Annotated in this window: 31 protein-coding genes and 1 tRNA gene; 3 read left to right on the top strand and 29 right to left on the bottom strand. The window is 61.3% G+C overall.

Going from position 1 to position 26132, the window contains the following annotated elements:
* Window positions 1-124 precede the first annotated feature (124 nt).
* From VRS74_RS07360 to VRS74_RS07400, 9 genes are all read right to left on the bottom strand, one after another.
* The gene (locus VRS74_RS07360) at window positions 125-817 is read right to left on the bottom strand and encodes a tetratricopeptide repeat protein (protein ID WP_354144603.1); all 693 of its coding nucleotides are present in this window, start codon (window positions 815-817) and stop codon (window positions 125-127) included.
* Window positions 817-1260, bottom strand: coding sequence for a cytochrome c-type biogenesis protein (locus VRS74_RS07365; RefSeq protein ID WP_354144604.1), 444 nt, complete (start codon window positions 1258-1260; stop codon window positions 817-819). The genes VRS74_RS07360 and VRS74_RS07365 overlap by 1 nt, the downstream gene beginning before the upstream one ends.
* Window positions 1257-1784: a DsbE family thiol:disulfide interchange protein gene (locus tag VRS74_RS07370; RefSeq protein ID WP_354144605.1), complete on the bottom strand. Its 528-nt coding sequence runs from the start codon at window positions 1782-1784 to the stop codon at window positions 1257-1259. Before VRS74_RS07370 ends, VRS74_RS07365 begins: the two co-directional genes overlap by 4 nt.
* On the bottom strand, window positions 1784-3778 hold the full coding sequence (locus tag VRS74_RS07375; protein WP_354144606.1) for a heme lyase CcmF/NrfE family subunit: 1995 nt from the start codon (window positions 3776-3778) through the stop codon (window positions 1784-1786). The genes VRS74_RS07370 and VRS74_RS07375 overlap by 1 nt, the downstream gene beginning before the upstream one ends.
* On the bottom strand, window positions 3775-4245 hold the full coding sequence (ccmE, locus tag VRS74_RS07380) for a cytochrome c maturation protein CcmE (RefSeq protein WP_354144607.1): 471 nt from the start codon (window positions 4243-4245) through the stop codon (window positions 3775-3777). Before ccmE ends, VRS74_RS07375 begins: the two co-directional genes overlap by 4 nt.
* Window positions 4242-4382 carry a hypothetical protein gene (locus VRS74_RS07385; RefSeq protein ID WP_354144608.1) on the bottom strand — a complete coding sequence of 47 codons (141 nt, stop codon included), beginning with the start codon at window positions 4380-4382 and terminating at the stop codon, window positions 4242-4244. The genes ccmE and VRS74_RS07385 overlap by 4 nt, the downstream gene beginning before the upstream one ends.
* Complete coding sequence (ccmC, locus tag VRS74_RS07390; protein WP_354144609.1) at window positions 4382-5104, bottom strand: heme ABC transporter permease CcmC; 723 nt, start codon at window positions 5102-5104, stop codon at window positions 4382-4384. The genes VRS74_RS07385 and ccmC overlap by 1 nt, the downstream gene beginning before the upstream one ends.
* 83 nt (window positions 5105-5187) lie before the next feature.
* Entirely contained in the window at window positions 5188-6222 is a 1035-nt protein-coding gene (locus tag VRS74_RS07395; protein ID WP_354144610.1) for a Leu/Phe/Val dehydrogenase, read from the bottom strand.
* Between the two features lie 50 nt (window positions 6223-6272).
* Window positions 6273-6349 (bottom strand) — tRNA-His (locus tag VRS74_RS07400).
* 205 nt (window positions 6350-6554) lie between these two features.
* On the opposite strand from VRS74_RS07400, the gene VRS74_RS07405 reads away from it, so the two are divergent.
* Both VRS74_RS07405 and VRS74_RS07410 read left to right on the top strand, forming a co-directional pair.
* Window positions 6555-7193: a prolyl hydroxylase family protein gene (locus VRS74_RS07405; RefSeq protein ID WP_354144611.1), complete on the top strand. Its 639-nt coding sequence runs from the start codon at window positions 6555-6557 to the stop codon at window positions 7191-7193.
* The gene (locus VRS74_RS07410) at window positions 7190-7504 is read left to right on the top strand and encodes a TraR/DksA family transcriptional regulator (protein ID WP_354144612.1); all 315 of its coding nucleotides are present in this window, start codon (window positions 7190-7192) and stop codon (window positions 7502-7504) included. Before VRS74_RS07405 ends, VRS74_RS07410 begins: the two co-directional genes overlap by 4 nt.
* 102 nt (window positions 7505-7606) lie before the next feature.
* Here VRS74_RS07410 and rpmE read toward each other — a convergent pair whose 3' ends face one another.
* The 13 genes from rpmE to rpsB all read right to left on the bottom strand — a co-directional run bounded on the left by rpmE (window position 7607) and on the right by rpsB (window position 19489).
* Window positions 7607-7831 (bottom strand): 50S ribosomal protein L31, encoded by a 225-nt coding sequence (gene rpmE, locus VRS74_RS07415; protein WP_354144613.1) that lies wholly within the window; start codon window positions 7829-7831, stop codon window positions 7607-7609.
* A gap of 108 nt (window positions 7832-7939) precedes the next feature.
* Window positions 7940-8527 carry a hypothetical protein gene (locus VRS74_RS07420; RefSeq protein WP_354144614.1) on the bottom strand — a complete coding sequence of 196 codons (588 nt, stop codon included), beginning with the start codon at window positions 8525-8527 and terminating at the stop codon, window positions 7940-7942.
* Window positions 8528-8562: 35 nt separating this feature from the next.
* Window positions 8563-9030, bottom strand: coding sequence for a 3-hydroxyacyl-ACP dehydratase FabZ (gene fabZ / locus VRS74_RS07425; RefSeq protein ID WP_354144615.1), 468 nt, complete (start codon window positions 9028-9030; stop codon window positions 8563-8565).
* 23 nt (window positions 9031-9053) lie between these two features.
* Window positions 9054-9737: an OmpH/Skp family outer membrane protein gene (locus VRS74_RS07430; protein ID WP_354144616.1), complete on the bottom strand. Its 684-nt coding sequence runs from the start codon at window positions 9735-9737 to the stop codon at window positions 9054-9056.
* The gene (bamA, locus tag VRS74_RS07435; protein WP_354144617.1) at window positions 9737-12430 is read right to left on the bottom strand and encodes an outer membrane protein assembly factor BamA; all 2694 of its coding nucleotides are present in this window, start codon (window positions 12428-12430) and stop codon (window positions 9737-9739) included. Before bamA ends, VRS74_RS07430 begins: the two co-directional genes overlap by 1 nt.
* Before the next feature lie 160 nt (window positions 12431-12590).
* Entirely contained in the window at window positions 12591-13667 is a 1077-nt protein-coding gene (gene rseP / locus VRS74_RS07440; protein ID WP_354144618.1) for an RIP metalloprotease RseP, read from the bottom strand.
* 24 nt (window positions 13668-13691) lie between these two features.
* Window positions 13692-14846, bottom strand: a complete 1155-nt coding sequence (dxr, locus tag VRS74_RS07445; protein WP_354144619.1) for a 1-deoxy-D-xylulose-5-phosphate reductoisomerase — start codon at window positions 14844-14846, stop codon at window positions 13692-13694.
* On the bottom strand, window positions 14846-15523 hold the full coding sequence (locus tag VRS74_RS07450; protein ID WP_354144620.1) for a phosphatidate cytidylyltransferase: 678 nt from the start codon (window positions 15521-15523) through the stop codon (window positions 14846-14848). Before VRS74_RS07450 ends, dxr begins: the two co-directional genes overlap by 1 nt.
* The gene (uppS, locus tag VRS74_RS07455) at window positions 15513-16208 is read right to left on the bottom strand and encodes a polyprenyl diphosphate synthase (protein WP_354144621.1); all 696 of its coding nucleotides are present in this window, start codon (window positions 16206-16208) and stop codon (window positions 15513-15515) included. Before uppS ends, VRS74_RS07450 begins: the two co-directional genes overlap by 11 nt.
* 25 nt (window positions 16209-16233) lie before the next feature.
* Window positions 16234-16791, bottom strand: coding sequence for a ribosome recycling factor (gene frr / locus VRS74_RS07460; RefSeq protein WP_354144622.1), 558 nt, complete (start codon window positions 16789-16791; stop codon window positions 16234-16236).
* A 41-nt stretch (window positions 16792-16832) separates the two neighbouring features.
* Window positions 16833-17552: a UMP kinase gene (gene pyrH, locus VRS74_RS07465; protein WP_354144623.1), complete on the bottom strand. Its 720-nt coding sequence runs from the start codon at window positions 17550-17552 to the stop codon at window positions 16833-16835.
* Between the two features lie 158 nt (window positions 17553-17710).
* Window positions 17711-18637: a translation elongation factor Ts gene (gene tsf / locus VRS74_RS07470; protein ID WP_354144624.1), complete on the bottom strand. Its 927-nt coding sequence runs from the start codon at window positions 18635-18637 to the stop codon at window positions 17711-17713.
* 102 nt (window positions 18638-18739) lie between these two features.
* On the bottom strand, window positions 18740-19489 hold the full coding sequence (gene rpsB, locus VRS74_RS07475) for a 30S ribosomal protein S2 (protein WP_354144625.1): 750 nt from the start codon (window positions 19487-19489) through the stop codon (window positions 18740-18742).
* Between the two features lie 324 nt (window positions 19490-19813).
* Between rpsB and VRS74_RS07480 the strand changes: the two genes are divergently transcribed.
* A complete protein-coding gene (locus VRS74_RS07480) occupies window positions 19814-20044 on the top strand; it encodes a hypothetical protein (RefSeq protein WP_354144626.1) in 231 nt (76 codons plus the stop codon).
* Here VRS74_RS07480 and pssA read toward each other — a convergent pair.
* The 7 genes from pssA to VRS74_RS07515 form a co-directional block, all read right to left on the bottom strand.
* A complete protein-coding gene (pssA, locus tag VRS74_RS07485) occupies window positions 20019-20774 on the bottom strand; it encodes a CDP-diacylglycerol--serine O-phosphatidyltransferase (RefSeq protein ID WP_354144754.1) in 756 nt (251 codons plus the stop codon). The genes VRS74_RS07480 and pssA overlap by 26 nt on opposite strands.
* 71 nt (window positions 20775-20845) lie before the next feature.
* The gene (locus VRS74_RS07490; RefSeq protein ID WP_354144627.1) at window positions 20846-21598 is read right to left on the bottom strand and encodes a phosphatidylserine decarboxylase; all 753 of its coding nucleotides are present in this window, start codon (window positions 21596-21598) and stop codon (window positions 20846-20848) included.
* Window positions 21599-21653: 55 nt separating this feature from the next.
* The gene (locus tag VRS74_RS07495; protein ID WP_354144755.1) at window positions 21654-22778 is read right to left on the bottom strand and encodes a beta-ketoacyl-ACP synthase III; all 1125 of its coding nucleotides are present in this window, start codon (window positions 22776-22778) and stop codon (window positions 21654-21656) included.
* 326 nt (window positions 22779-23104) lie between these two features.
* Window positions 23105-23299: a helix-turn-helix domain-containing protein gene (locus VRS74_RS07500; RefSeq protein ID WP_354144628.1), complete on the bottom strand. Its 195-nt coding sequence runs from the start codon at window positions 23297-23299 to the stop codon at window positions 23105-23107.
* Window positions 23296-23502: a helix-turn-helix transcriptional regulator gene (locus tag VRS74_RS07505; RefSeq protein ID WP_354144629.1), complete on the bottom strand. Its 207-nt coding sequence runs from the start codon at window positions 23500-23502 to the stop codon at window positions 23296-23298. The genes VRS74_RS07500 and VRS74_RS07505 overlap by 4 nt, the downstream gene beginning before the upstream one ends.
* Before the next feature lie 506 nt (window positions 23503-24008).
* Window positions 24009-24947 (bottom strand): alpha/beta fold hydrolase, encoded by a 939-nt coding sequence (locus tag VRS74_RS07510; protein WP_354144630.1) that lies wholly within the window; start codon window positions 24945-24947, stop codon window positions 24009-24011.
* 244 nt (window positions 24948-25191) lie between these two features.
* On the bottom strand, window positions 25192-25920 hold the full coding sequence (locus VRS74_RS07515; RefSeq protein ID WP_354144631.1) for a DUF3108 domain-containing protein: 729 nt from the start codon (window positions 25918-25920) through the stop codon (window positions 25192-25194).
* Window positions 25921-26132: the final 212 nt, after the last annotated feature.

Below are 26132 nucleotides of genomic sequence, written 5' to 3' on the forward strand. Positions count from 1 at the left end.
TCCCGATTGTCCCCGGTACTGCCCGAGCGCCCGAAAAGCGCCGCTCCAAATGGCTGCCGCAAACGTCCCGACAGCAAAACGCCGGCGCCCTTAGCACCGCCATATGCCCGCTGCAAGTCGCGCCTCAGGGGCGCTCCTCCATCGCGGGTGCAGCGGGCGCAGTGCGCTGTGTTTCCATCATTTGCCGCATGCGCTCCATCTGAGCAATCAATTCGTCGAGCCCTGCAATGCGAAACGCCAAATCCTCGCGCCAGGGTGCGTCCGCAGGCGAGCGCTCAAGCAGTTCCACCCACACCTTGCGCGCCTCAACCGGCTTGCCCGCGCGAAGGCAAGCCATGCCGAGGAAATAGCCCGCGCCCGGATGCGCCGGAAACGCATCTTGCGCGCGCTCGAAGGCATAGAGCGCAGGCGGCGTGAGTTGCCCGTCGGCATGCTCTACCAACGCGATCGCCAGTGCCAGCCACCCTTCGGCATCGCCAGGATTGGCATCGACGCCCTGCCGCAGCAGCGCAGCGGCCTCGGCATAGCGGCCCTGCCGCGCAAAACCGTCGGACATCACCAAGTAATGCGGCGGAGGCGTTCCATCGTCGAACAGGCCACGACGCGCCGAGACCAGCGCTTCGCCCGATTGCGCGGCCTTGGTCACGGCCTGCTTGGGAGCAGCCGGAAGGCCCGGTGAACCATGCACGCCGTAGCCGGCCAGGCCGAACATCAGCACTGCGCCGAACAGCATCCACCCCTGCCGCGGCAAGCGCAGCACCAGTATCGCCGTGAGCATGGCGAACAAGCCCAACAACAGGATCGGCACCCACACCATCAGACGTCCGCCTCATCGTATACTTCGCCAGACCCGCCTTCCGGACGCCGGCCGATGCGCTTCCACAAGATTGCGCCGGCAACCAGCAGCAGCAAAAGCGGGATCGCAAACAGCGGCCAGGCCGAAGCAGTCATGCGCGGCTCGTAGCTGACGTAGTCGCCATAGCGGTCGACCAGCCACTGGCGGATCGCCTCTGGATCTTCGCCAGCGGCGATGCGGGTGCGGACCTGGTGGCGCATGTCACCTGCCATCGGGGCATCGCTGTCGGCAATCGACTGGCTCTGGCACTTGAGGCAACGTAGCGTGTGCATAAGCGCCATCGCCTTGGCTTCCTGCGCGGGATCCTCAAGCTGCTGATAGGCGTAGGGCGCCGGAGGGAGCGAATCCTGTGCCGCAAGCGGCAGAGCCAGCAAGGCGGCCAGGAACAGCGCCAGCGCCCTCATTGGCCCGCCTCGCGGAGCTTCTCGATCAGTTCGGGTACGTTCTCCGCACGCACATCGCCGATATGCTGGTGGCGAATGATCCCCTGCCCGTCGATCACGAAGGTTTCGGGCACGCCCGACGAACCGATTTCGAGCTGGATCGCGGAGATGTCATCGGCCCCGATGCGCGAATAGGGATTGCCATGCGTCTCAAGGAACCGGTCGACATCCTGCTGCTTGTCGCGGATCGCGACGCCGACAATCTCGACTCCGGCTTCGCGCAGCGCTTCGAGATGCGGCGCTTCGGCGATGCAAGGCAGGCACCAACTCGCCCAGATGTTGAGCAACTTCGGCTTGCCGTCGCGGAAATCGGCGGTCGACACGCCCGGAAGCGCGCTGCTCGCCGGTTTCAATTCGAACTCGGGCAATGGCTTGCCGATCATGGTCGAATGGATGAACTCGTCCTTCGGCTGGCTCAGTTGGTAACCGGCCAGCCCGACGAAGAAAGCGAACAGCAGCAGCGGAACCCACAGCGTCCAGCGCATCACACGATCTCCCCGTTTGCGGCGGGAGTGGAAGCATCGGCCCGCAGTGCCGCCATTTCCTCGCGTTCCTCGGCTTCGCGCCGGTCGGCGTGGCGACGGCGCAGGTCGCCGACCAGCCGCCCGATGATCGCCAATGTACCGCCAAGGCAGATCAGCAACCCGCCGAACCAGATCAGTGTGACCAGCGGTTTCCACCACAGCCTCAGCTGCCAACGGCCATCGTCGGCCTGATTGCCCACCACGGCGTAAAGCTGGCCGTCCCAGCGCGTGAGCAAGGCGCTCTCGGTCGTTTCCTGCGCCGGTGCCCAGAAGCTGCGCGATTGCGGGGTAAGCACATGCAGCTTGCCCTCTCCGCGCTGGGCGCTGATTCGCGCTTCCATTGCAGTCCAATTGGGCCCGGCAACGGGTTCCACGCCTTCAAGCGTGATCCGGAATCCGCCAAGCTCGGTGGTTCCGCCCGGTGCAACCGCGACCAGCTTCTCCTTTGTGAAGGCGCTTTCGCTTGCCATGCCCAACAGCGAAACAGCTACGCCGAAATGGGCGAGCACCATGCCCCATGTCGCCAATGGAACGCGCAGGATGTTGCGCCCGCGCAGCGGCATGAAACTCGCGACGCCCAGCCCCACCGCCACGGCAAGGCCGAGCAGTGGCAATATGCCGATGTCACTCTTCGCCAGCACAGTGAACAGCGCCGTGGTGACGATCAGCGCAATGAAGATCGCTATCGGCGCGCGCACCCGCTCGATATCGTCCTCGCGCCAGCGCAGCAACGGCCCCACCGCCATCACCAACAGCATCGGGATAGTGAAGATCGCCCCAACCGGGTTGAAATAGGGCGGGCCGACCGAAACGCGCACATCGAACGCTTCGGTGAGCAACGGATAGAGCGTGCCGAGCAGCACGATTCCGAGAATGGCCGAGAGCATCACATTGTTGAACACCAGCGCGCCTTCACGGCTGGTCGCGGCGAAGCGCTGCCCTTCGGAAACCGTGCTGGCGCGCAAGGCGAAGAGCAACAGGGCGCCGCCGATGTAGATTGTCAGAAGTGCAAGGATGAACGAACCGCGTTCGGGATCGACCGCAAAAGCGTGGACGCTGGTGAGGATGCCCGAACGCACCAGGAAAGTGCCGAGCATGCTCATCGAGAAGGCCACGACACCCAGCATGATTGTCCATGCGCGCAAGGCATCGCGCGCTGCCAGCACGCTGGCCGAATGGAGCAGAGCGGTCGCCGCCAGCCATGGCATGAGCGATGCGTTCTCGACCGGATCCCAGAACCACCAGCCGCCCCAACCGAGCTCGTAATAGGCCCAATAGGAACCGGCAGTGATCCCCATCGTCAGGAACACCCAGGCGCCCAGCACCCAGGGCCGCATCACGCGGGCGAATTCGGGAGTCACTTGCCGCGTCACCAGCGCGCCTACCGCGAAGCTGAACGCGACCGACAGCCCGACATAGCCCATGTAGAGCGTGGGCGGGTGGAAGGCCAAGCCGATGTCCTGCAACAGCGGGTTGAGGCCGTTGCCTTCAGGCACGGGCACGGGCAGCCGCTCGAACGGGTTCGAGCTGAGCAGCAGGAAGGCGTAGAAGCCCAGTGCGACAAAGCCCTGCGCCGCCAATGTCGCCTGCATGGTTTTTTCGGGCAGGCGCTTCTCGATCCAGGCGATCAGGGCGCCCGCCAGCGCCATCACCGTGACCCACAGCAGCATCGAGCCTTCGTGGTTGCCCCACGCACCCGACAGCTTGAAGATCATCGGCTTCATCGAATGCGAATTGGCAGCCACCAGCTTCACCGAAAGATCGGTAATCGCGAAGACCCACAGCAGCATTCCGAAGCTGAACAGCGCCAGGAAGCCCTGCAGCATCGCCGCCGGTCGAACCAGCGCGGCAAGAGGAGCGTAGGGATCGCGCTGGGCGATTGCGCCGCCTGCGAGCTGGAGTACCGCGAGCGCTGCGGCCATCCACAGCGCGGCAAGGCCTAGTTCAGCGCTCATTCGTAGCCGACCACGGTGTCCTGCGGGCCGGGTTCACTCTGGTGTTCGGCCATGTCCTGCAATTCGCGCGGCACGTAATTCTCGTCATGCTTGGCCAGCAGGTGATCGGCGACGAAGACGCCGTCGGCGCCGAGGCTTCCCTCTGCCACCACGCCCGAGCCCTCGACGAACAGGTCAGGCAGGATGCCGGTGTAGCGTACCGGCACGCGCGCATCGCCCTTGTCGGTGACGACGAAGGCGACCGTCACCCCGTCTTCCAACGTCTCGATTGACCCTTCCGCCACCATGCCGCCGAGCCGTACTGCCTGCCCCACAGCGGGCGGGTCCGCCATCATCTGATCGGGCAGGTAAAAATAGTTCGCCTGGTTGCGCAGTGCCCATGCCGCCAGCAGCCCGGCAGCGATGATCGCCACCAGCGCCAGGCTCACGAGCACCAACCGCTGGTGCTTGGGCTTGATCGAACTCATTTTCTTTTCACCTTGTCTCGGCGCGCTTCCGCCCGGCGCATGTCCCACCATGCCCATGCGACCATCGCGAATGTCCCGAACATCCCAACGGCATAGGCCGCGACTACGAAATCCCATTGGTCGAGTGCTTCGCGCATCACGCAGCCTCCAGCGCCATCCGGCGCAAGCGCGCCTCGGCCTGCACTTCCGCCAGCAAGGCACGCATCCGCGCCAGAACTACTCCGCCGAACAGCAGCGAAAAACCGAGCACGGCCACCATCAAGGGGACAAGGAATGCGGGATCGATCGCGCTCTTGCCCATGGTGATGCTGGGCGGCTGGTGCAGCGAATTCCACCACACGACCGAACGGTTGATGATGGGGATATTGATCGCCCCGACCAGCCCGAAGATCGCCGCGATACGCGGCGAAACACCCTCGCGCGCCACAGCCTGCGACAAGGCGATATAGCCGAAGTAGAGAAACAGCAGCACCAGCATGCTGGTGAGGCGTCCGTCCCATTCCCACCAGGTTCCCCAGGTCGGGCGGCCCCAGATCGAGCCGGTGGCAAGGCAAATCGCGGTAAAGACCATACCCGGTACCGCTGCCGCGCGCGCGGCTATCGCCGCCAGCGGATGCTTCCACACGAGATAGGCCAGGCTCGAAATCGCGATCGCGCTCCATCCGCCCATGCCGAGCCACGCGGCGGGAACATGGATGAACAGGATGCGCACTGTGTCGCCCATCAACCGGTCGGGCGGAACCTTGAACAGGCCCCACCACAGGCCGCCGGCAACCAGCACCATACCCGACACCAGCAATAGCGGTGTCAGCCAGTTCGCAAGCTTCAGGAAACGCGTCGGATTGGCAAAGCCATGCATGAAAGAACGGGTCCTTTTGCGGAGGGTATTACAGTGCCCCCCGCTCCCTGCAAGACTGCAAAAACCTCAAGTGTCGGTTGCGTTCAACGCCCGATCAGGCGCTGCGCCATCCGGTCGGCGACCTCGGCCGGGGTTGCGCCAGTGGCTGCGCTTTCCTGCCACACAGCTTCGAGCCGATCGGGAATGCGATCGATCCTAGCGTTGATTTCGTCATCCCCTGCACTGTCGATATGGCGCAGCACGCTGATGATACCGCCCGCGTTGATGACATAGTCAGGCGCATAGAGAATGCCGCGATCGACCAGCAGGCGGCCCTCGCTGCCGGTTGCGAGCTGGTTGTTGGCACCGCCGGCAACCGCCTTGGCCTTGATCGAAGCGATCGATTCCTCGGTCAGGATCGCGCCAAGCGCACAGGGGCTGACGATATCGGCATCGGCGGAAAGGACCGCTTCGGTACTGACCGAGATACCGCCCAGCTCTTCGGCCAGTGCCGCGGCGCGGGCTGCGTCGATATCGGCCAGGATCAGTTCGGCGCCCGCTTCGGCGAGATAGCGGGCGAGACCGCCGCCAACGCTGCCGACGCCCTGGATCGCCACGCGGACGCCCTTCATGTCATCGGTGCCCAGCGCGCGCTTGGCAGCCGCCTTGACGCCGAGATAAACGCCGCGCGCAGTATAGGGACCGGGATCGCCGCCGCCCTGCCCGGGCAGGCCTGCGACGTGTGTGGTGCGCTGCGACAGGCTGACCATGTCGGCTTCGCTCATGCCCACATCCTGCGCGGTGATATACTGGCCGCCAAGCCCGTCGACCGCACGTGCGAAGGCGGCCAGCATCTCGGGCGTCTTCGTGCGGTTCGAATCGGCGAGGATAACCGCCTTGCCGCCACCAGCGGGGAGGCCGGCCATGGCGTTTTTGTAGCTCATTCCGCGGCTCAGGCGCAGCGCATCGCGCATACCAGCCGAAGGTTCGACATAGTGCCAGAATCGCGTCCCGCCCGCAGCCGGGCCAAGGTGGGTCGAATGAATGGCGATAATCGCGGAAAGCCCCGAGGCCGCATCGCGCACGAACACTACCTGCTCGTGATCGTCAAAATCGGGTTGGTTCCAGAAAGCCGTCATTGCCCATCCTTTGTTGGGCGGCCTTTTTGACAGCACTGACAGGGAGAAAATGGGGCGATCGACGGGGTTCGAACCCGCGACCTCCGGTACCACAAACCGGCGCTCTAACCAACTGAGCTACGATCGCCACATGCCCCGTCCCGCATCCGCAAGTCGAGCCGCGCAAGCGGGGCTGATACGCGCTGCCGCGGCGTGGTCAAGGCCAGCCGCAACGGGCGCGAGCCTGTTGCATAGCTTGGCCCGTTTTGGAAGCGAAAACTTCGCAATCGCAAGCGCCACGCAAGATTATTTCGCGCTTTGCCGAATGCGCCAGACTGGCTATCGTGACGCCGATGTCCCGACCCGGCGAATCTTCGGCTGAACGTCTGCTCCGGCACACAGCAATGCAGCGCGTTCCGAGTCCCCGGCTGGAGCTTTTTCAGTGCCGCGATTTCCTGCCTGACGACTTGCGACAAGAACTGACTGCGCTGATCGAAACCAACCGCCGCCCCAGCACCATCGCCGATGACAATGGCGACCGTTATTTCCGGACCAGCGAGACCTGCGATCTGGATGCGGGTGAACCCGCAGTCCAGCGGCTGGAAACAATGTTGGCCGATCTGTCAGGTATCGAGCCCGCATATGGCGAACCGATCCAGGGCCAACGATACGAACTGGGGCAGGAGTTCAAACCGCACACTGACTATTTCGCGCCCGAGGGGGCGGATTTCGCGAAGTTCTGCTCTGTCGCGGGCCAGCGGACCTGGACTTTCATGATCTATCTCAATGACGTCGAGGCAGGCGGTGCGACAAGGTTCAAAGTGATCGGAAAGACCTTCCAACCCGAAGCCGGCAAACTTCTTTGCTGGAACAACCGGCGGCCGGACGGCAGCGTCAACCCGAACACGCTCCATCACGGGATGAAGGTGCGCAAAGGCCTGAAATATGTGATAACCAAATGGTATCGTGAAAAGGAATGGGGATGGGAATGACCGACTGCAGCGACATCGCGACGCAACTCAAGGCGCGACTTGCGGACTTGCTTGAGCGCACCGAAGTGATCGAAGACGATTTGCGCCATCCGCTCGATGCCGATTGGGAAGAGCAAGCGGTCGACCTTGCCGATGACGAAGCGCTCGAAGGCGTGGACGATGTGCTGCGTTCGGAGATCCAGCAGATCAGGCTCGCTCTGCTGCGGATCGAGAACGGAACCTACGGCACCTGTGCAATCTGTGGCGAGCCGATATCCTTGGAGCGGCTCAAGGCTCGTCCGATCGCCACGCGCTGCATCAAATGCGCATAGGCGTCGCTGCCTGATGCGAAGACGGGGCTAAAATGAAAAAGGCGGCCCCGTCGGACCGCCCTTCCCTTCGCGGCCTTGCGACCGCTTAGCTTGTACAATCGCTTACTTCTTGAGCGTAAGCCCGCCGAAGCGCTTGTTGAAGGCAGCAACGCGACCACCTTCGGAAACCTGCTGACGGCCGCCGGTCCAGGCCGGGTGGCTGGTGGGGTCGATTTCGAGCGCCAGGACGTCGCCTTCGCTGCCCCAGGTCGAACGGGTCTGGAATTCGGTGCCATCGGTCATCTTGACCGTGATCATGTGGTAGTCGGGATGCCCTTCGGCCTTCATGTCAAATATCCTTTGTAGCGTTGCGCCGGTTCCGACCGGCGGTGCTGTGATCTCGGAAAGCGGCGCCACTAGCGGCAAACGCCGGGCAATGCAACCACTCTCGGTGGCTCAATTGCTCCCGGCCTCGTCGCCACCAGCCTTGGCCGGCGCCACCAGCTTGGCATATTCGGCCAGCTTGCGTTCCTGCGCGGCAAGGTCGCCAGCGCTTGACGCCTTCCGCAGCGCATCAACCAACAAGGTCCGGTCATAGGGCTCCATGGTTACGCCACCTTCATTCGGGAACCGATACTGCGTGCTGTAAATCTGGGGCTGGCCGATGCTCTGGAGATAGCGATCGAGCGTGGCCGCCGCGATCCATTGCGCATCCCTGTGCCCAAGGGCAGCAGCACGTACAGCCAGCACATGCGCCAGCAGGTAGTCGCGCGGTTCGTTGCCGTGCTGGAAGATGAAAGCAGCTCCGAAGTAATCGGCCCCAGTCTTCAACTCGCCTGCCTCGAACAGCTCGCGTATGTGCATGCGCCGCTGCTCGTCGGCCCGCGCTGCTGCCTCGTGATCATCTGTATCTGCCATGCGCTGCGACTGGTCTGCCGCGAACATGGCCGCCACTTCGGCGTTGTCCTGCGGCACCTCCTGCGCAGTCGCAGGGGCAGCGATTGCCAGTGCCAAGGCGATGGCAAAGCCAAAACCTCTTTTCATGTTGCGTCCCTAATTTTCTGTTATTCGGCAGGCGTTCAATCGGAGGGCGGATCCGCGATCATCGCCGTGAATTCGCACTCGGTGGTGGTCTTGCCTTCGACGCTGGCGCGCCCCTTGAACTTGTAGACCCGGCTGCGCTTCTGGAGGAACTCGACTTCAAGGTCGAGCAGGCAACCCGGCGTCACGGGCGAGCGGAACTTGGCGCCGTCGATCCCCATGAAGAACACCAGCTTGCCGGTGCCCGCAAGCTCGAGCGTCTCGATGCCCAGGATCGCCGCAGCCTGCGCCAGCGCCTCGATCTGGAGCACACCCGGCATGATCGGTGCCCCGGGAAAGTGCCCCTGGAAGAAGTCTTCGTTGAAGGAGACCGCTTTCACCGCATGGATGCGTACACCAAGTTCGATCGACCTGACCCGATCTACCAGCAGCAACGGATAGCGGTGCGGCAGGGCTTTGAGGATCCGCTGGATGTCATAGGCGCCTACGCCCGTCGCTTCACTCATGGCCCTGCCCCCTTTTTTCGTTCTTAGCGGCCGCTCGGCGCCTGCGGGTTCGGCTGCTGCGCCGCCTGTTGCTGCGCCTGGATAGCCTGCGCCGCCATAAGTGTCTGCTGGATCTGCTGATAGATCGCGACCGCATTGCGGGTCGGGCGCCAGTTCTGCGGCGGGACGATCGCCACCGAAGGCACCTTCGCATTGACCGCAGCGGTAACTTGTTGCGTGATATTGGCTTGCTGCGGCGCATAGACCACGACGTCGGGCGTCAGCACCACCTGGATGCGCAGCTGCTGCACCACTTCCTCAAGCGCCGGGCGGTACTGCGCCAGGATCTGTTCGATCGCATAGACGCGAGCAGCCTCGACCTGGTCGGTCAGCTGGGCAACTTCCTGTTCGATTGCCTGCAAGCGCGTCGCCTGCGGCGAATTTTGAGCAGCCTGCTGCTCGGCTTCGTCGAGCTGGTTGTCCTTGTTGGTATCGAGCTGCTGCAGCAGCGTCTGGCTTTCCTGCTGGCGAGCCTGGATCGTGTCCAGCTGCGGCTTATAGGTCGTCGCGATCTGCTGGTAAGCCGTCGTGAAAGCGTTCGAATTGATGACCACGGCCGGCGCATTCACCGTCGCAATGTTGCCCTGCACCTGGGCTGCTGCGGGAACGGCAACCAGTGCCGCCGTCGAAAGGCTCGCTGCCGCGAGCAAGGACGAGATAAGTTTCATCAGAATTGAGTTCCTACGTTGAACGAGAAGCTTTTGGTGTCATCGCCCGGCTCCTTGCGGAGCACGCGGGAGAAGTCGATCCGGAAGGGACCGAATGGCGAATTCCAGTTGACCCCGATGCCGATCGAAACGCGCGGCATTGCCGAGTCGCCCAGGAAGATTTCCTTGAAGCGGCTGTTCGGGATGATCGAAGCCGTATTGGCGGTGATGCCATCGGCGGCCAGCGGATTGGTCGTGATGACATTCGAGAACGTGCCATCGGTATTCGCAACCCGCTCGATATACAGCAGGTTTCCATCCGTGTCGCGCTGCTGGAGCCCATTCGGGTTATCCTGCAGCTGAGGCCTGGTGACGGAGAAGAGCGCGCCCGCATCGACGAAGATCGACGGCCGCAGGCCCATTTCGCGAGCGCCGGTGCCGAGCGGAATCTCAAGCTCTGCGCGTCCGAGATAATACATGCGGCCACCCAGCGCATCGTCGATCACACGCTTGCGATCGGTGATCAACACGGGATCGCCATTCTCGTCATCGACATATTGCTGGCGCAGCACGCGCGGGCCTACGCCGCGAATGTCGAAGCCGCGAATCTGCGGCTCGCCAAGCTGGAAGCGATCGGTCAGGATCACGCCGTCGGTGCCAGGCTCCTCATTGCCGCCAAGCGAATGGATGGCGCCGCCTTCTGCCGCGACCGAGAAGATGAACCCGCTGCCCATCGGCCAATATCTGGCGGCCTTGCCGCGAACACGGGCATATTTCACCGAACCGCCGAGGCCGGCGAACTCCGTGATCAGCGACATATTGCTGCCGCGGGTCGGGCGCAGGCGGCTATCGAGCGAATTGTACACGAGGCTGACCCCGAGGATCGAACTCGTACGCTTGCCCACTGCCTCGCACAGATAGCGCCCGGCATAGAGCGGCTCGCAAGTGCGGATGCCGTCGCCGTCGAAGTCGGAGAAATAGACGTTCGGATCGAGGCTGATGTCGTCGAAGTTCAGCGTGTAGCTACCGATCAGAGAGATATATTCGGTGAGCGGCACACCTGCGCGCAGCGAGAAACCTGTCGTCGATTGCTCGAAGGTGCGGTTGCGGTTGCTGCTGTAGTAATTGAAGCTGTTGAAGTCGCGGCGGTAAATGTCGAGCCCGGCCGAAATGTTCCTGTCGAACAGGTAAGGCTCGGTGAAGCTGACCGACGCTGCGCGGCTGTAGCGCGACCAGTTGACGCTGAAGCCAACCGTTTGGCCCCGACCGCGGAAGTTGCGCTGGCGGATCGACGCCGAAAGGATGAAACGCTCGAGCGACGAGAAGCCAGCCGACAGCTGGAGTTCGCCGGTCGGCTGTTCTTCCACATTGGCTTCGAGCACGATGCGGTCAGGTTGGCTACCTTCGGCCTGGGCAACTTCGAAGTTCTCCTGGAAATAGCCAAGCGAGTTGATGCGTGCCGTGGTGCGCTTCACCTGAAGCGAGTTGAACGCGTCGCCTTCGGCAATACGGAATTCGCGCCGGACCACCTTGTCCTGCGTCAGCGTATTGCCGTTGACGTCGACACGCTCGACATAGACGCGCGGTGCATCGCGGATCACGAAATTGACCTTCATGGTCAGGTCTTCGCGGCTGCGGTCGAAGCGCGGCTGCACCTCTAAGAAAGCATAGCCGAAAGTGCCCGCGAGCTCGGTCATCTGCTCGACCGTGTCTTCGACCATCTTGGCATCGTACCAGTCACCCGCCTTCATCGGCAGGTTCTCCGTCATACGGTCGCTGTCGAAGTCGCGCAGCTGGCTTTCGACCGAGACGTCACCGAATTTGTAGCGATCACCTTCTTCGACCACGTAAGTGATGATGAAGTCGCGCTTGTCCGGCGTGAGTTCGGCCACCGCCGATACGACGCGGAAGTCGGCATAGCCCTCGGTAAGGTAGAACTGGCGCAGCTTCTGCTGGTCGAAGGCCAGCCGGTCCGGGTCATAGCTGGTGTTGGAGCTGAAGAAGCGGTGCCAGCGCGCCTGCTTCGTCACCATTTCGCTACGCAGTTCACCATCGGAAAACTCTTCGTTGCCGATGATGTTAATCTGGCGAACCTTGGACTTGGGCCCTTCGTTGATCTCGAAAACGATGTCGACGCGATTTTGCGGCAGCTGCACCATCTTGGGCTCTACCGTGGCGGCGAAACGGCCTTGGCGCTTGTAGAGTTCGATAATGCGGGCAACGTCGGCGCGCACCTTGGAGCGGGTAAAGATCTGACGCGCCGAAAGCTTGATTTCGGGCACGATCTTGTCGTTCTTGAGCCGCTTGTTGCCTTCGAGAATAATGCGGTTGATCACCGGGTTCTCGGTGACGTTGATCACCACGTTTCCGGCATCGTTGCGGATCGAGAAGTTCGAAAACAGCTCAGTCGCGCCAAGGTCCTTCAGCGCAGCGTCGGCTGCGGTCGAGGTATATTCCTCGCCAACGCGCAGGCGAATGTAGCTTAGGATCGTCTGCGCCTCGAGCCGCTCGGCACCAACCACGGTGATCGAGCGGATCGTTTCGCTAACGGCAGGCGGCTGAGGCTGTGCTTCCTGCTGCGCATCGCCTTCCTCGGCAGTTTGCGCGAAAGCGGGCACGGGCAAGCCGGCCAGCATGGTGGTCCCCAGCAGCAATGCGGCCAGTCGACCGGCGGGAACAGCTTCGCCAGCACGCGCCCTGATACGTCCACTCATATTTGCAAGCTTCCCGTCCAACTCTCTATTCTTCACGCGCCGCCCCCGGGACCCGGCAAGACGCGGGACTGGCAGCATTCCCGCCGCCTGTGCCCGATGCCGGGTTGGCAATCAAGCGGCGCCTGCCGCCAATTGCCACCCAACGGTGCCCTTTCCCCGACTAACTCCCGAAAATCGGCAGCGAGACGATGTCATTCACCGTTACGACGACCATCAGCATCAGCACGAGAGCCACGCCGGTACGGTACGCCCATTCCTGGCCGCGCGGGCCGACCGGCTTCCGGCGGACTGCTTCTGCCGCGTAGAATGCCAGGTGCCCGCCGTCGAGTGCGGGAATTGGCAAGAGGTTGATGAATGCCAAGTTAATTGAGATCAGCGCGGCGAAACTCACCAGCGCCAGTGGCCCCAGGCTCATCTGCTCGCCCGAATATTTCGCGATCTTGATCGGCCCGCCGAGTTCCTTGATCGAACGGTCGCCGATGATGATCTGCTTGATCCCGGTGACCATCATTTCCATCAGGCCGATGCTCTGGTCGAACGCGAGCGTGACCGATTCAACCGGCCCCACTGGGACGAATTCGGGCTCCTGCGAATAAACGCCGAGGCGACCAATCCGTGACTCATTCCCGAAGCGGTCGCTTTCGATGCTTTCACCGATCACCACAGGGAGGGTTCGCTCAGTCCCGTCGCGCTCAAAGGTTATGTCGACCTCGCGGCCCGGGTACATCATCACAATCGGGCCGATGTCGGCAAAATCCTCGATCTTCTCGCGGTCGATCGCCTTGATCAAATCGCCTTCGCGCAGGCCGGCATCGCGCGCCGCGGAGCCTTCGGCGAAACTGCCAATCTCATTATGCGCCTCAACCTTGCCATAAGCGAAGTTGAACGCAGCAAAGATAGCTACAGCCAGCAGCAGATTGGTCATCGGGCCGGCAAGCACGATCAGCGCACGCTGCCACAGCGGCTTGCACTGGAAGGTATCGAATTCGATCGGAGCATCGGGATTCGGCATGCTCGCCGGGTTCATGTCGCCCTTGAACTGGACGTATCCGCCCAATGGTATCGCGGCGAGCTTCCAGCGCGTGCCGCGCCGGTCAGTCCAGCCGGTCAACTCCTTGCCGAAACCGATCGAAAAGGCATCGGCCTTCACGCCGAACCAGCGCCCAACCAGGTAATGGCCCAGTTCGTGCACCGTCACCAACGGCCCCAACACCAGCAGGAAGCCGACGATCCACATCCAAACAGGCGGTGTTTCAATCAATTATGCATGCTCCAGCATTTCGCTCGCAAACACCCGCGCCTCGTGATCGACGCCAAGGACATCGTCGAGGCTGGCAGGTGCCGGCGCGCTATAGCGGCTCAATGTGCTTTCGACCACTGCCGCAATGCGGGTGAACGCGATCTGACCGGCCAGGAAAGCCGCTACGGCCACCTCATTGGCAGCATTAAGCGTCGCGGGCGCCCCTGCCCCGGCCTCGATCGCTTCGCGTGCCAACCGGGTCGCGGGAAAGCGCTGCTCGTCCGGCGGGAAGAAGCTAAGCTCGCCGATCGCAGCCAAATCGAGCGGCGCCATCGGCGTATCCATGCGCTGCGGCCAGGCAAGGCACGACGCGATGGGGACGCGCATGTCCGAGGGGCCCAACTGCGCTAAGGTCGAACGGTCACGATATTCCACCATCGAGTGGATCACGCTCTGCGGATGCACCACGATCTTCAGGCGATCCAGCCCGACCGGGAACAGGTGGTGCGCCTCGATATACTCAAGGCCCTTGTTCATCATGGTGGCGCTGTCGACGCTGATCTTCGCGCCCATGTCCCAATTGGGATGCGCCACAGCCTGTTCAGGGGTAGCGACCTCAAGCTGTTCCTGCGTCCATGTGCGGAACGGCCCGCCACTCGCCGTAAGCGTGATCTGCGCCACATCTTCGATCCTGTTGCCCTGCAGGCACTGGAAGATTGCATTGTGTTCGCTGTCGACCGGAAGCAGCGTCGCTTCGTGCCGGGCGACGGCCGCAGTCATCACATCTCCGGCGGATACAAGTGCTTCCTTGTTGGCGAGCGCGACGGTGCCGCCGCGCTCGATCGCGGCCATCACCGGTGCAAGCCCGGCGCAACCGACTATTGCCGCCACGGTGATGTCCACCGGGCGGGCGGCGGCCTCGCACAAGGCGGCGCAGCCACCTGCCGCCTCGATCCCGCTGCCAGCCAGCGCCCCGCGGAGTTCGGGCAGTCGGCTCTCATCACTTAGGACCGCAAGTTTGGCATCGAATTCACGCGCAAACTCGGCCAGCTTTGCCGCGCTGCCGTTTGCCGTAAGCACTTCTACCCGCCAGGCGTCGCGATTGCGGCGGATCAGGTCGAGCGTCTGCTCGCCCACCGATCCAGTCGCGCCAAGGATCGAAATGCTGCGCGTCATCAGGGATGCATTCCCCAAAGCAATGCACCGATGATGGCCACGGGCAGCAGCCCGTCGAAGCGGTCGAACACGCCGCCATGGCCAGGGATAAGCTGCGAACTGTCTTTCATGCCTGCGCGGCGCTTGAGCCAGCTTTCGAAGAAATCGCCTGTCTGCGCGACAACGGCCAACATGGCCCCGATCGCAAAGGCGATGAACAGCATCGGGCGCATCGCCAGTTCGCCAGTATTCCAGGCAAACGTCCCTGCAGACACGATTCCGGCAGCGAGCATGCCGCCGCCAAGCCCCGCCCAGGTCTTGGACGGGCTAATCTTGGGGGCGATCTTCGGCCCACCGATCGCGCGCCCACTGAAATAGGCTCCGGTATCGGTTGCGACGACGATGGCCACTATCCCCAACACCACTCCCAGTGGCAGGGACGCGAGCGAGATCACTGCAATCGCTACATAGGCGGTGCCGAAGACGGTCCCGGCGATCCGGTTGAGCGGCTTCTCGGTTGCGCGCAGCACCAGCCGCGCGAATTCGGCGAGGCACAGAGCCCCTACCAGGATGGCAAAGCCGCGCCACCACCAGCCGCCAAGCCTCAGCGCCGTTCCGGCAACGGCCAGCATCACGATTGCGGAAACGACCCGCACCGGCAGGTCGGAATTCTTCTTTACCGGGGCTTCACCGTCCACCAAAGCGCCGCTCCCTCTGAGCAAAATCGTCGAGCGCCTGTTGCAGCATCTCCGGTGTGAAATCGGGCCACAGCGTGTCAACGAACAGCATTTCCGCATAGGCTGACTGCCACAGCAGGAAATTCGAAAGGCGGATCTCGCCGCTGGTGCGGATCAACAGGTCGAGCGGCGGCAAGTCGGCAGTGTCGAGCTGCGCGGCGATGCTCTCCGTTGTGATTTCACCGATTGCCGCAGCCTTGGCGGCAGCACGCACAATCTCTTGCTGCGAACCATAGTTCAGCGCCACCGCCAGGGTCTGCTTGCCCTTGGCGGTCTGCGCCAGTGCGTCTTTCAACATGCCGACGATGTCGGGCGCCAGCCCCTGCCAGTCGCCGATGATCTTGAGGCGCACGTTGTTCGCCACGAACTCGGGCAGGTCCGATTTGATGAACTTGCGCATCAAATTCATCAAATCATCTACTTCGTCCTCGGACCGCTTCCAGTTCTCCGACGAAAAGGCGTAGAGCGTAAGGCATTCGAGCCCCATAGGTTCGAGGCCACGAACCAGCCGCCGCACCGCTTCGACCCCGTGCTGGTGACCGAGGGACCGGGGAAGCCCGCGTCTCTTGGCCCAACGACCGTTGCCATCCATGATGATGGCGACATGCCGGGCGCGCGCTGTATCCTTGGCGCTATCGCCGACCATCAATCCTCTCCAGGGATCCCGCCTATCACTGGGTCAGGATTTCCTTCACCTTCGCCGCCACTGCAGCGTCCGTTTCTGCGACGTGGGAATCGGTCAGTTTCTGGACTTCATCCTCGGACCGCTTGCGATCGTCCTCCGAGATGTCCTTCTTCTTCTCGTCTTCCTTCAGCGCTTCCATGCCGTCACGGCGCACGTTGCGGATGGCAATCTTTGCCTTCTCGCCATATTCGCCGGCCAGCTTAGCAAGGTCCTTGCGGCGCTCTTCGGTCAGGTCCGGCAAGGGCAAACGCAAAGTCTGGCCGTCGATCATCGGGTTGAGGCCGAGGTTAGCCTTGGCGATGCCCTTTTCCACGGCGATCAAGTTTGACTTGTCCCACACCTGCACGCTGAGCATCCGCGGCTCGGGCGCGGACACGGTCGCGACCTGGTTGAGCGGCATCATCGCGCCGTAGACTTCGACCACCACAGGATCGAGCAGGCTGGTGTTGGCGCGGCCGGTGCGCAAGCCCGAAAGATCGCCCTTCAGGCTCTCCACGGCGCCCTTCATACGGCGCTCGATATCGGCTTTGTCGTATTTGGCCATGGGTCAGGCTTCCTCTTGTTTCTTCAATTACTTGTCTTGAATTACTTGTCTTGCACGATCGTCTGGACGCCTTCCCCCGAGAGCACACGGGCAAGGTTGCCCTTCTCGCGGATCGAGAAGACCACGATCGGGATCTCATTGTCGCGGCAAAGCGCCACGGCAGAGGCATCCATCACCTTGAGATTATCTGCGAGAACCTTGTCATAAGTCACTGTTTCAAAACGTTTTGCATCAGGATTGCGTTTCGGATCGCTGTCATAGACGCCATCGACGCTGGTACCCTTGAGCAGCGCGTCGCATTTCATTTCCGCTGCACGCAATGCCGCGCCGCTGTCGGTGGTGAAATAGGGGCTGCCGACTCCGGCGGCGAAGATCACCACGCGCCCCTTTTCGAGATGGCGTTCGGCGCGGCGGCGGATCACCGGCTCGCACACCTGGTCCATCTGGATCGCGCTCTGCACGCGAGTGTGAACGCCAAGCTGTTCGAGCGCATTCTGCATCGCCAGGGCGTTCATTACGGTCGCGAGCATGCCCATGTAATCGGCCTGCGCCCGGTCCATGCCCTGCGCAGCACCGGCCATGCCACGGAATATATTGCCGCCGCCGATCACCAGGCAGATTTCGAGCCCGGTATCCTTCGCCGCTTTCACTTCCTTGGCCAGTTCGGCCACAAAAGCCGGGTCGATGCCGAATTGCTGGTCCCCCATCAGCACCTCGCCCGAGAGCTTCAGCAGGATGCGTTTGACAGGTGGCAGGCTCATGCGAGTTTCCGGGTCCGAGTTTTCAAGAGATTGGCACAGGCCTTAGCGAGCCTTGCCATGACTCGCAAAGGGAAAGCTGCTCCATGCGCAACGCAAAACGGCCGCCGAGCCGAAGCCCGACGGCCGCACATCGCAAATCGCAAATCGCAAAATATCGCTTAGCCGGCGACGGCAGCAGCCACTTCGGCCGCGAAGTCGCTGACTTCCTTTTCGATGCCTTCGCCGAGCTGGAAGCGGACATAGTCCTTCAGCGCGATCGCGCTACCGGCATCCTTGCCGGCCTTGGCAACCGCATCGGCAACCGTCAGCTTGTTGTCCATCACAAAAGCCTGGCTGAGCAGCGCGTTTTCCTTGGCGAACTTCTTCACCGCGCCTTCAACCATCTTTTCCTGCACGTCGGCAGGCTTGCCGCTTTCGGCAGCCTTTTCGGCGGCGATCTTGCGCTCGCGCTCGATCACTTCGGGATCGAGGCCGTCGGCGTCGAGCGCCTGCGGGAACATCGAGGCGATGTGCATGGCCAGCTGCTTGCCGAGCGGCTCGAGCACGTCGGCCGAAGCCGCGCTTTCAAGCGCAACCAGCACGCCGATCTTGCCCAGGCCATCAGCAGCCGCATTGTGGACGTAAGGCACGATCAGGCCTTCGCTCACCGCAACGCTCTTCATGCGGCGAACCTGCTGGTTCTCGCCGATGGTCGCAACGTTGTCCGTCAGCTTTTCAGCCACGGTGCCGCCATCGGGATAGGCAGCGCCTTTGAGCGCTTCGACGTCGTCCACGCCCAAGCCCAGCGCAACCGAAGTGGTCTTGCGAACGAAGTCCTGGAACTTGTCGTTCTTGGCAACGAAGTCCGTTTCCGAGTTCACTTCGACGGCAACGCCCTTGGTGCCGGCAACGGCAACGCCAACGAGGCCCTCGGCAGCGGTGCGGCTCGACTTCTTCTGTGCGGTGGCGAGGCCCTTCGCACGCAGCGCGTCGATCGCGGCTTCGATATCGCCATTCGCTTCTTCAAGCGCCTTCTTGGCGTCCATCATGCCCGCGCCGGTCTTTTCGCGCAGGGCCTTCACATCAGCGGCAGTGAATGCAGCCATGGTGATTTCCTTTTCAAAATGATTGGACACCGGACCCAGGGAGATGGCCCGGTGCGCTAGTTCCTGTTTGTGACGGGCCGGGTGCGGCCCATCGCCATTGGATCAGGCGTCGACTTCTGCCGGCGGCTGTTCCATCGCGCCAACGTCGGCGCCGCTGTCGGTCACTGCACCGCCGCGGCCGGCAATCGCCGCACCGGCGATGGCGTCGCAATAGAGGCGCACGGCGCGAGCAGCGTCGTCATTTCCCGGGATCGGGAAAGCGATACCGGTCGGGTCGACATTGGTGTCGAGCACTGCGATCACGGGGATGCCGAGAACGGCGGCTTCCTTGATCGCCAGGTCTTCCTTGTTCGCGTCGATCACGAACATCACGTCGGGGATGCCGCCCATGTCGCGGATGCCGCCAAGCGACATTTCGAGCTTCTCGCGTTCGCGAGTGAGCTGCAGCACTTCCTTCTTGGTGAAGCCGCTGGTGTCGCCCGAAAGCTGCTCTTCAAGCGTCTTGAGGCGCTTGATCGAACCCGAAATCGTCTTCCAGTTGGTGAGCATGCCGCCCAGCCAGCGGTGGTTGACGAAGTGCTGGCCCGACTGGCGCGCAGCCTGCGCGATCGGATCCTGAGCCTGGCGCTTGGTGCCGACGAACAGTACCTTGCCGCCTGCACGGACGGTCTGCTCGACGAAGTCCAGTGCGCGCGCCATCAGCGGCACGGTCTGCGACAGGTCGATGATGTGAACACCGTTGCGGGCGCCGAAGATATACGGCTTCATCCGCGGGTTCCAGCGGTGGGTCTGGTGGCCGAAGTGTGCTCCAGCCTCGATCAATTGCTGCATGGTGACGGTAGGAGCCGCCATAAATAAATTCCTTTCCGGTTATGCCTCTGGAAAGCTGGAACCTCGTTGCGGTCATTCCCGCGAGAGGCACCGGTATGTGCGCCTTCCATGTGGATTTGCCCGCATTGATGGAAACGACATGCTTCCTGCTTTGCGAACGCCGCGCGCCCTAGCGGCGGAATCCCGAAAAATCCAGCCCGATTCGCGAAATTTCTATTCCTCGGGGAATTTCCCGCTTGACGATCCAGAACAAATAAGGAACTACATGCTGGAACAAACGTGGTACATCGCTTTGCAAACCCTCACAAGGTGAATGCAGTGGCGCTAAACCGGGGAGTTAGAACCATGCTGAGCTATTTGCTGATCGCCTTGTTCCTTGTGGCCGCCCTCGCCGCCGCTGTCTCTCTGGCCGACAGTGCCCTGCGGTTCCGCCACGCATGGAAAGCTGCACAGCGCGAACTGGCGAATGTGCGTAATGTGCCTGTGGGTGCCAGCGCCGGTGCAGTTGTGATGCTGCGCCCGGCCGCGCTGGCCAGCCAGCCGACGCGCACTACGGCTCTCGCCGCTGCTGCCTGATCTTGCCGTAGCGCATCAGCGCAAGCGGCATCAGCGCAAGATAGATCGCGCAAATCCCTGCGAGCGTCCACCATGGCTCTTGCAACAGCGCGCCGAAAGCCAAAGCGAATATGGCAATCACCTCAAGCCTGATGCTTCGCCGCGGCCGGATCGATTTCCAGCTGAAGGTCGCGATGTTGGAGATCATCAGCACGCCGACCGCCGCCAGCCAAATCGCCACGAAAACCGGATTGCGGAATTCCTCAATGCCAGTCGCGGTCCAGAGGTAGAACGGCACGAAGGCGAGGCCCGCACCAACCGGCGCGGGCACTCCGGTCAGGAATCCTGCGGATTTGTGCGGTTGGTCGTCGGTATCGATCTGCGCATTGAAGCGCGCAAGCCGCAGCGCGCAGCAAATCGCGAAGGCGAGCGATGCGAACCAGCCAAGGCGCGGCAGGTCCTGGATCGACCAGAGATAAAGGATCAGCGCGGGCGCTACACCGAAGGAAAGCGAATCCGCCAGGCTGTCGAGCTCCGCCCCGAAGCGCGACTGAGCCTTCAGAAGCCGCGCAATGCGCCCGTCGATCCCGTCGAGCAGGCCCGCCAGAATAATCGCATAGACCGCGAGGTTCCAATCGCCCGACATGGCGAAACGGATTCCCGTGAGGCCGGAAGCCAGCGCCGCAGCGGTAATCGCATTGGGAAGCATCGCACGAAGCGACAGCCCGCCCGCATGCTTACCCACGGGCAGCTCGTCCTCGGCCGCCTTGGGCCCGACCCGCGGCGCGCCTTCCGCCGCGCCATCCTCGCGCGGCGCCTCAGTCACTGCGCGATGCCTTCGAGCAGCTTCTGGCTGCCGAGTTCGGCCAGGATCGTCTCACCCGCCACGATCTTCTGCCCCATCAGCACCTTGGGATCAGTGCCCGCGGGCAGGTAGACGTCAACCCTGCTGCCGAAACGGATCAAGCCGACCCGCTGGCCCACGGCCACGATGTCGCCCGGCTTGACGAAAGGCACGATGCGCCGCGCCACCAGCCCCGCGATTTGCGTGAAGCCGATCTTCAACCCGTCCTGCCGCTCGATCAGGAAATGCTGGCGCTCGTTCTCTTCGCTCGCCTTGTCGAGGTCGGCGTTCATGAACTTGCCCGGGATATAGACCAGGCGCTGCACCGTACCGCTGATCGGCGCGCGATTGATGTGCACGTCGAACACGCTCATGAAAATCGAGATACGCGTAACCGGTCCATCTGGCAGCCCCGGCGCCCCCGAACCGTCGTCGATCCGCAGCTCTTCGGGCGGTTCGACCTGTATGATCATCGAAACGAGGCCGTCAGCCGGGGCCACGATCACATTGTCGCCCTGCGGCACCACGCGTTCGGGATCGCGGAAGAAAGCGAACACGCCTGCCGACAGCAACAGCATCGGCCAGCCGACGATTTCCCAATCGAGCAAGATGAGTGGAATCAGGCTAAGCCCGATCGCGATCAGACCGAACTTGCGCCCTTCGGGGTGGATCGAGGGCCAGCTCCAGCTGACTTCGCCGCGACCCTTATTATCTAGTAATTGACCTGCCATGCCCCGCATCTAGGGCCTGTGGCGGGGCGCTGCAAGCGAAGCCTGTCGGCTGTGCTCAGGCCGTCTTCCGCACGAAGACGGTGCCCGCCGAATAGCCCGCACCGAAGCTACAGATCAGCCCGGTGTCCCCCGGCGCCAGATCTTCGCTGTGCTGGTGGAAGGCGATGATCGAGCCAGCGCTGGAGGTGTTGGCATAGGTATCGAGCACAGTCGGGCTTTCGTCCTCATTCGCTTCATGGCCCAGCACGCGGTGCGAAATCAGCCGGTTCATCCCCGCATTCGCCTGGTGCAGCCACAGCCGCCGCAGCGATTGCGGCTCGATCCCGAGCCGCCCCGCTTCGTCGACGATCATCTGCGCGACCATCGGCACCACTTCCTTGAATACCTTGCGGCCTTCCTGGACGAACAGCTTGTCTGCGGTTCCCGCAGTCTCGGGATGCGCGCGATTGAGGAAGCCGAAATTGTTGCGGATGTTGTTAGAGAAGACCGTCTTCAGCTTCGTGCCCAAAATGTCCCAATGCTCCGCCGGGGCGATCGCCGCGTCCTCCACCAGCACGGCCGTGGCGACATCGCCGAAGATGAAGTGGCTGTCGCGGTCGCGCCAGTTGAGATGGCCCGAAGTGATTTCGGGGCTCACCACCAGCGCACTTTTCGCATTGCCCGCACGGATATAGTCTGCCGCGGTCTGGATGCCGAAAGTGGCAGAAGAACATGCGACGTTCATGTCGAAACCGAAACCGTCGATGCCCAGTTCGTTCTGGATCTCGATCGCCATCGCCGGATAGGCGCGCTGCATGTTCGAGGCTGCGCACAACACCGCATCGACATCTGCCGGATCGCGGCCAGCGCGCTCCAGCGCCTGCCGCGCCGCCTTCACGCCAATTTCCGCCATGATCGAAAGCTCGTCATTGCTGCGTTCGTCCCAGCGCGGCGCCATGATCGCCGGATCCAGCACCGGCTCCTTGGCCATCACGTGGCGCGCCTTGATCCCGCTCGCTTTCTCGATGAATTCGACCGAGCTCGGCTGCAGCGGATCCAGCTCGCCCGCCGCGATCTCTGCGGCATGCTCGGCATTGAAGCGCTCGACATAGGCGTTGAAGCTGGCGACCAGCTCTTCATTGGTGATCACGTCATCCGGCGTGAACAGGCCGGTCGACGAGATGACGGGGCGGTGGGTCATTTCCATGTTCGCGTGGTTAATCCCGCAGGCGGAGATCGGCAAGGCGCGAACGCACGCCTGGTGGTTTTGCGAGGAACGTAATGTACCAGGCTGGAAGGTGGTGGCAGGGCTGGATTCGAACCGCAAAAATAACGCTTTGATATCAATCCTGTTCTTGGAACTAATTCAGGCCTTTCCCCACACTCTCCCCCACATTTTCGTCCATTTAACGGTGGTTCGGTTCAGCGTTTTGTCCAAAAAGCTGAATAAATGGGCGGTTCGCGCAACGCCTGAGTGCAGCATAATGACACGTGCTGATACTGTCCAATTGCGAGTTGGCGGCCTGGTCAGTTCAATCCCCTATGCCGCTCAACCAGCCTATGCAAACTGGCTGTCGTGATGCGCGTTGCCTTGCCGATCTTGACCGATTCGAGTTCGCCTCTGGAGATCAGCTCATAGAGCTTTGTGCGCCCGACACCGATCATGCGGGCAGCGTCATTGACCCTGACGCAGATCGGCTCGACGGGGAGCTGGCCGCTCATTCGGCCGGTTCCTTTTCACGGTAGTGAACAGGATCAGCGATCCAGCGATTGATAGCTGACTCATGCCAGCCCGCCCCATGGACGCTGATCTTCACCTGCGACGGGAAAGTGCCTTCGGCGATCTTACGGTAGATAGTGGAACGGGAGAGACCGGTGCGGTCGAGCACGGTCTTCAGGCGGATGATGCGTTCGGTATTCGACATTGGGCGTTCTCACTTTGACATTGGCAGCCCCTCTACGGAACATAGTGAGGACTTTTCGACGCAACGCAAGAGGTCGAACGAGCGGGAGTTGAGACGAATCCATAGCGATTTGAGTTACTTGAAACGATTCCGGATGGTTAGAGACTTTGGAGGATAAACGACATAGCCAGCTTCAGCTCTGAACATTATTCTGCGTTGGCCTGATACTGCGACAGCCTTGCGCGAATGAGCGCATGCGACGACGGATTCCCGTTCCACCGGTGCCGGATTTCGCGCGAATCGAGTTCAGAATCCGCCGCAATGGCGACCGTTGCCGATTTCGAGTTTGCATAAGGCGAGAGATTTATTTCCTGCCTAACCTGACCACCCGAAATGGCCGAATCTGGGCTGATTGGAGACTGGCGGCTTCCGGGGTGATACAGGCCGAAAGCCGCCATTCCGGAAGCGACCCACAAGCGGACGCCGCCACGACGCATTGCCGATTGTAAACTGTATGACCGAATACCCTAATGTTTTAGTGCGACAGCCCCGGCAGAGAATCGTGAGACAACCGAAGCGAGTTGCTCGGGCGCTTCGATATGTAGATTATGACCCAGTCCGTCGAAAGGTCGCCAAGCTCCACCCGTTTGCAGCGCAAGCGTCCTTGCCGCTTCATGGGAGACCGATTGGTCCTTCGTGCCGCTCACGTGTAGTGTCGGAACCAGTATGTCGTCATACAGCCCATTCAACATACGCAAGCCATCAACTGTGTATTGCCTGCGAAGATAAACGAGGAATGCCCAGCGGCTCCCTCTAACATTGTGCGCCTTACTTATGAATTCCGCATGCTGTTCAGAGAAAGTCTCGCTGAAATTTGACTGCGAACCGAGTAACAACTCTCCCACTCCGGGAATAAGCAGCGCAAAGTGCGTAGGATCAATCGCATTTCCCGTTCCAATCGTTACCAGCCCTGTTGCCCGGCTTGGGTTATCTACTGCCGTAACCGTTGCGACCACACCTCCAACCGAATGCCCAACTAATACGGCCTGCTCAATTTCAAGCGCATCTAGCAACTCAATGGCTTGTCTTGACCAAATATCGTATCCGTAGGTCAGACCAAAACCGCGATCAGAAAAGCCATTCCCATAGTAGTCAAACCCTATGACACGGTGGTCTCGAGCGAGCGCACTGGCAAAGCCTTCTTGCCAATCGGCAATACCACGTCCGCTGCCATGAAACAGCAAGACGACAGGAGCATCTCGCGGTCCCATATCGATGTAGTGAGTTTTTCCCGAAGGCAGTTCGACAAACTCGGCTCCCGGCCAAGCTTGGTGCGTCATCGAATCCTCTCTAACCCAAGCGAGCGACGATCCGATGAACCAAGCCGCGAGCAGAGAGAATACGAGGTACCTTGCCCAGCTTTTTGCGTCGTACCGACCAATGGAATCGAACATTTTCTTGAGCATTCAGTCCGACAATTTTTTCCGAAATGTCGATCGGGTTTGGCCGATTGAAATGTGCATCAAAGTTCCAGAAGCCCAATCAAACAGGGCTCATGAGGCTGCCAGCATTTTGACAGTCTAGTCCTGACCTGTCGCCAAATGGCATGGCTTGTATCCTCAGCGATTCAAAATGGGCAATGAGAATTTGCCACTCATTCCGATAAAAGCCGTCCAGCCGTTTACGACCCATTGGCGGATGTCCGATAACTCACCTTACCTTCGAGAGCGTTGAAATTGCGGTCAATCCGCCTGGTGCGGGATGTTCAATTCGCAAGATGTACGGTGCCTGCTTGCGAACCCAAAAAGTCCAGTTCTCGTCAGGTATTGATACCTTGACTGCCTCCAGTCTCTCGTCATCAAACTCAACATATTCGCGACCCTCAATTCTAAACGTCACGTAACGCGCGGATTTCCGATCTGGAGATACGGTGGGTAGTTTAAATTCGGTTTGCGCTTTGAACGGAAAGCTCATTGCCAAGGTCCCCCAAAGCGACAGCTCCCAGACATCGTGTTCAAACTCCGCATCGATCCTACGCATATTTCCGGTTGGAGAACTGATTAGCAACTGATCAGCACGTTTTTCGAAATAGTCCACATGCATGACGCCGGAAAGTGTCGGACCAAACCTCTGATCGAGGATCCTAGGCCTTAGGCTGCTTCGATCTGCCACGATAGTGCGCTTTAGATCGGCAACGCCTTCAGCCGTATATCTCACTACCGTTCGAGTAAGATGGTCATCGTCCACGACAACCTCGTCAGTCCATTTTCCCCCATCGGCTAAATTTCCATCGGCATCACGATAGTTGATCGTAAACTCCGCTGTATGAGCTTCAATGAAGCTAGCGTCGATTGGAACGGCGAAGCCTTCATCAGCTAGCAGCGGTGACGCAAGTGCCAAAGCGGGCCACCCAAGAGCGCCGAGAACGGAATTCCTCATCAATTATCTCCGCAAATCCTTTTCCACGATCTGCTAAATGCACCAGGCCGGAGTGTCGTCGAGGGGTCGACGAAGATACTATCACCATCGTTGAAATGTCGTACTGAGGCATGGAAAGACGACTAAAGCCAAAATTTTTACCTTTCGGCCATCGACCCATTTGCGGACGTTCGTGGTCACACTAACTAACACCTCAACATAAGACGCACCCG

The organism is Altererythrobacter litoralis, assembly GCF_036324225.1.
Lineage (GTDB): Bacteria > Pseudomonadota > Alphaproteobacteria > Sphingomonadales > Sphingomonadaceae > Erythrobacter > Erythrobacter litoralis_A.